This is a genomic window from Mesobacillus sp., from assembly GCF_049588175.1.
GTDB lineage: Bacteria > Bacillota > Bacilli > Bacillales > Cytobacillaceae > Mesobacillus.
Genome location: NZ_JBAVFI010000492.1, coordinates 1 through 2,731 on the forward strand (window position 1 = coordinate 1; position 2,731 = coordinate 2,731).

The following is a 2,731-nucleotide window of genomic DNA, read 5'->3' on the forward strand; positions in this document are numbered from 1 at the left end:
TATCGCGGAAACTTAACCTTCAATATTGACCGCCCATGGACAGAGCCAATTCTTGCACAAATCATGGCACATGAAGGTTATCCAGGGCACCAGGCGTTCTACTGTCGCTGGGATTACTTGTTCCAGCAGGGAAAGCTTCCACTTGAAGCTTCGTATTACTTAATCAACAGTCCTACCAATGCATTGTTTGAAGGTGGTCCAGAAACAGCCCTGAGCTTTCTCGGCTGGGACGATTTAAATGAGGAAACACCTGGTGTAACAGATGAACAAAAGCAACAGTATCTGCTCGCAAGGAATTATCTAGACTATCAAAGGATGTTTACCACTAATGCCTGCTTTATGTATAACCTTGGCCAGGTATCCAGGGAGGAAGCGATAGATTATTTAATCAACAAAGGCGGAATAACCGAAATTGAAGCAAACAATGCCTTCCGATTCTTCTCAGATCCTATACAGAAAACCTATTTCCCTTGCTACTACTATGGCCGCTGGATGGTAGGAAACGCCTATAAAGAAACTCCAAAAGAGAAACGATCAGAATATTTTTCTATTCTGTATGACACTCCTCATACTACAAAAACCTTTATTAAAGCAATCAGCAAGCTGCACGGTGTAGAATTTGATGCTTTTAACACGTTGAAACAATAAAAATGGAAGGTGAGGCTTTTTGGGAGCTTCACCTTCTCTAAATTTAATATTTTCCTCAAAGGGAGATCGTCAACATGATCGAATTAGAATACTTTACAGAAGAGGACATCCCACAACTTATAAGCTGGATTGATAGTCCTGAATTCTTACTGCAATGGAGCGGGTCAGGATTTTCCTTTCCGCTGACGGACCAACAGCTCATTAAGTATTTGAAGGAAGCAAATAAAAAAGGGTCAGAGGTACATGCTTATAAGGTTATTCACCTTGAATCATCGAAGGTAATCGGGCATATTTCCCTTGGTTCAATCAATCTGCATAATAGGACAGCGAGAATGTGCCGAGTCCTAATTGGTGATGAGGAGATGAAAGGCAAGGGTTTAGCTCCTTTAATGGTCAATAAGCTTTTAAATATAGCATTTGTACAATTTGGACTTCATAAGGTAAGCCTTGCTGTATATGATTTCAATACTCCAGCTCTTAAACTCTATCAGAAAATGGGTTTTCAAAGTGAGGGACTTATTAGAGAAGCTTCCAGGATTGGTGAAAATTATTGGAGTTATTATGAGATGAGTATTTTGGATCGAGAGTGGCATTCAGTAATAAATAGGAATGGGAGTGAGAACCTTGGAAAAGTTGACGGTGATTGAAAGAGAGATAATATCCCAAATTGATGCTAATCAACTAATGGAATATAACAAGGAAATCGCCAAAGAGGTAAGGTTGTCAGGATCTGAAGAAGAGCTTCGCGCCTTCAATTATGTCCAAAAGATTCTCCATAGCTTTGGATTAGAGACTGAACTCTCTTTTCACGAAGCGTTTATTTCTCTTCCTGGTAAGGCGAGCTTAAAGGTGGGAGATATCGATCTGCCTTGTATTACTCACTCCATGGCACCGTCTACTAAAGAAGGCGGGTTAATAGGAGAATCTGTTTATATTGGTGAGTTTACGGATGATAAACTTGATCATTGTTACGGCAAAATTTCTGTTTTAGAAGGTATTGCGAGTCCAGTGGTTTTAAAAAAGCTCTGGGAAGCGGGAGCTATTGGAGCCATCTTTATTAATGGACCTTTTACACATGAAATGATTGTTTCGACTGTCTGGGGGAGCCCGACTGCCGATAATATTACCCAAATGCCGAAGATTCCTGTCATTTCAGTAAATGATGATTCTGGTGAAATCCTTAAAAAGTGGATTGACGAAGGGGAGGGCCAGGTAGAACTACATACCGAGGTTGAAACGAAATGGACAAAAATCCCCACGTTAATCGCCGACATTAAAGGTAAAGAGGAACCAGAGCATTTTGTTTTATTCAGTGGTCATATCGATTCGTGGCATTACGGAGCCATGGATAACGGGTCTGCGAACGCGACTATGCTAGAGGTGGCAAGAGTGCTTTCCAAATATAAAGAGCAATTGAAAAGATCGATCCGTTTTGCTTTTTGGTCAGGACATTCACATGGCAGATATGCTGGATCTCAAAACTACTGTGATCATCATTGGGAAGAAATCCACGAGAATTGTGTCATGCATTTTTATATAGATTCTGTCGGAGGCAAAGGAGCTACCATACTGAGCGAAAGTAACTGTATGAGTGAAACGAAGGAGATAGCAGCTCTCTATGTGAAGGAGATAGCCGATCAGAATTATATAGGAAGCAGATATGGGAAATACGCTGACCAATCTTTTTGGGGAGCAGGAGTTCCTTCCTTATTTATGGGAATGTCGGAACAACCATTATCTAATGACCCTTTATCCCAAAAAGTGTTTCAAGTATTTGCAGGAAAGGAGGCAGGAGGCTTTGGCTGGTGGTGGCATACAGTTGAAGACACAATCGATAAAATCGACCCTGCAAATTTAAAGCGAGATTGTGAAATCTATGCTCTCTCAATCTATAAAGTTTTGACCGATTCTATATTGCCAATTAACCAGTTGGCTGCGGTACGAGAAATTAAAGATACGATCAAAGAGTATCAGTCAGCTGCAGGAGATAAAGTCGATTTGGTTGTAACTTTGGAACGCTTAAACGAACTTGAGGAAGTTCTTTTGAAAGCTCAATCTACTCTCTTGTCATCTGGAATGTCGG

3 protein-coding genes are annotated in these 2,731 nt (G+C 40.7%); all 3 read left to right on the plus strand.

What is annotated here, in order from left to right:
- A partial coding sequence (locus tag WB217_RS11995; protein ID WP_423993454.1) for a hypothetical protein occupies positions 1–648 on the plus strand: 648 nt, incomplete at its 5' end.
- A 74-nt stretch (positions 649–722) separates the two neighbouring features.
- Positions 723–1,295, plus strand: a complete 573-nt coding sequence (locus WB217_RS12000; RefSeq protein WP_423993455.1) for a GNAT family N-acetyltransferase — start codon at positions 723–725, stop codon at positions 1,293–1,295.
- A partial coding sequence (locus WB217_RS12005; RefSeq protein WP_423993456.1) for a M28 family peptidase occupies positions 1,273–2,731 on the plus strand: 1,459 nt, incomplete at its 3' end. The genes WB217_RS12000 and WB217_RS12005, both read left to right, overlap by 23 nt.

Excerpts from the sequence above, each read along its gene's own strand:
- WB217_RS12000 (WP_423993455.1), top strand. The coding sequence starts at position 723 with ATGATCGAATTAGAATACTTTACAGAAGAGGACATCCCACAACTTATA.